General features: G+C 58.2%; 2 protein-coding genes. Both read left to right on the top strand.

Translation table 11 applies throughout. The features are described from left to right. The first annotated feature begins 12 nt into the window (after positions 1-12). Positions 13-1,167 (top strand): MraY family glycosyltransferase, encoded by a 1,155-nt coding sequence (locus KB554_RS13175; protein WP_242116387.1) that lies wholly within the window; start codon positions 13-15, stop codon positions 1,165-1,167. A gap of 6 nt (positions 1,168-1,173) precedes the next feature. After that, complete coding sequence (gene rfbA, locus KB554_RS13170; RefSeq protein ID WP_211036494.1) at positions 1,174-2,076, top strand: glucose-1-phosphate thymidylyltransferase RfbA; 903 nt, start codon at positions 1,174-1,176, stop codon at positions 2,074-2,076. The last annotated feature ends 13 nt before the right edge of the window (positions 2,077-2,089 follow it).

The following is a 2,089-nucleotide window of genomic DNA, read 5'->3' as shown; positions in this document are numbered from 1 at the left end:
ATCGGGGAGATTTTGTTGCCGTTTTCGTTGGGGTTGTTGTGCGTATGGTACGTCCATCCGTGGATGGTTCGTATCGCGGAGCTGAAGGACATCGTGGACGAGCCGTCGAGCCGGAAACTTCAGCGGCGTCCTGTTCCAATTCTGGGCGGAGTTTGCGTATTTCTGGGTGCGGTTGTAGGTCTCGGCAGTACGAGTGTTTTCGGAGACGGTTCGGAGCTTTTCGTGGTTGTGATGGCTATGACCGTGATGCTTTACACGGGAACGATGGACGACATTCTGGGTCTCACGCCAAGGGTTCGTTTCATGATCGAGATTGCGACCGTGGTTCTTCTGATCGTTATAGGGCATTACCGTATCGACGATTTCCACGGTCTGTGGGGTCTGGGAGTCATTCCGATCTGGATTTCTGTGCCGCTTACTGTTTTCGCGTCGGTTGGCATCATCAACGCGATCAACCTGATCGACGGCGTGGACGGGCTTTCGTCGGGTTACTGCATTCTTGCGTGCGTGCTGTTCGGGGCATTGTTCTACCTTTCGGGCGACAGTAGCATGACCATTCTCGCTTCGGTCTGCGCGGGTTCTCTTGTTCCGTTCTTTCTTCATAACGTGTACGGGCAACGGTCCAAGATGTTCATCGGGGACGGCGGCACGCTCGTGCTGGGCGTCGTCATCTCGGTGTTCGTCATCCGGACACTCCGGCACGATACGCTCTGCGGGGAGCTCGGGCTTCCGAATCTCGGGCTCGTTCCCTTCACGCTGTCGGTTCTTGCCGTCCCGGTATTCGACACGCTGCGCGTGATGAGCGCTCGTATCGTCCGCGGTGTATCTCCGTTCCAGCCGGACAAGACGCACCTTCACCACCTGTTCATCGGTTTGGGTTTCTCCCATGCGGGGACCACGGTGGTGATCCTGACCCTGAATTTCCTCGTCGTGCTGTGCTGGTGGTTGCTTTATCGGGGCGGTGCGTCCATCGACCTTCAGCTGTACGTCGTTCTGGGTCTTTGCGTTCTGATCACGACGGGTCTGTACTACACGGTCTCGGGACTGTCTCCTGCGAGCCGGCTGCGCCGCCGGCTGCACCGTCTGGGACATTGGACGCATGTCGAACGTACGGGTCTGGTTCTGTGGCTGCAACGCCGGATGGACCGGGTGCAGGAAAGAGAATAGCGGGTTATGAAAGGCATCGTATTGGCGGGGGGTACTGGCACGCGTCTGTACCCGATCACGAAGGGAGTAAGCAAACAGCTTCTGCCCGTTTACGACAAGCCGATGGTCTATTATCCGCTGTCGGTTCTGATGTTGGCGGGGCTCCGGGAAATCCTGCTGATCTCGACACCGCAGGACCTTCCGGGCTTCCGTCGCCTGCTTGGCGACGGCTCGGATTATGGAATCCGCCTGGAGTACGCGGAACAGCCGTCCCCGGACGGCCTGGCCCAGGCATTTTTGATCGGCGAGGAATTCATCGGCGAAGACTCGGTGTGCCTCGTCCTGGGTGACAACATCTTCCACGGCGCGGGCTTCTCTGGCATGCTTCGGGAGGCGGTCCGCACGGCCGAGGAGGATGGCAACGCTACGGTGTTCGGTTACTGGGTGGACGACCCGGAGCGTTATGGAGTTGCAGAATTCGATAAATCGGGGAACTGTCTTTCGATCGAGGAGAAGCCGCAGCATCCGAAATCGAACTACGCGGTGGTGGGCCTCTATTTCTATCCGAACGAGGTCGTGGAAGTGGCCAAAAGCATCAGGCCTTCGTCACGCGGAGAGTTGGAGATCACGACGGTTAACCAGCGTTTTCTTTCGGACGGCAAGTTAAAGGTGCAGACCTTGGGACGGGGTTTCGCGTGGCTGGACACGGGGACGCACGACTCGCTGAGCGAAGCCTCGACGTTCATCGAGGTTATCGAGAAGCGTCAGGGTCTGAAGATCGCCTGCCTGGAGGGCATCGCCTACCGTCAGGGCTGGATCACGGCGGAGAAGCTGCGCGAGGTGGCTGCGCCGATGCTCAAGAACCAGTACGGACAGTACTTGCTGAAAGTCATCGGGGAAGTCGAACGCACGGGCGATGCGAACCTTTAATTCGCAGAATAAT

The organism is Alistipes sp. Marseille-P2263, from assembly GCF_018101075.1.
Taxonomy (GTDB): domain Bacteria; phylum Bacteroidota; class Bacteroidia; order Bacteroidales; family Rikenellaceae; genus Alistipes; species Alistipes dispar.
Note: the sequence above shows the minus strand (reverse complement) of the source record. Positions and strands in the feature narration are given on the sequence as shown.

Coding starts and splice junctions, on each gene's coding strand:
- rfbA (WP_211036494.1), top strand. CDS start 1,174: ATGAAAGGCATCGTATTGGCGGGGGGTACTGGCACGCGTCTGTACCCG.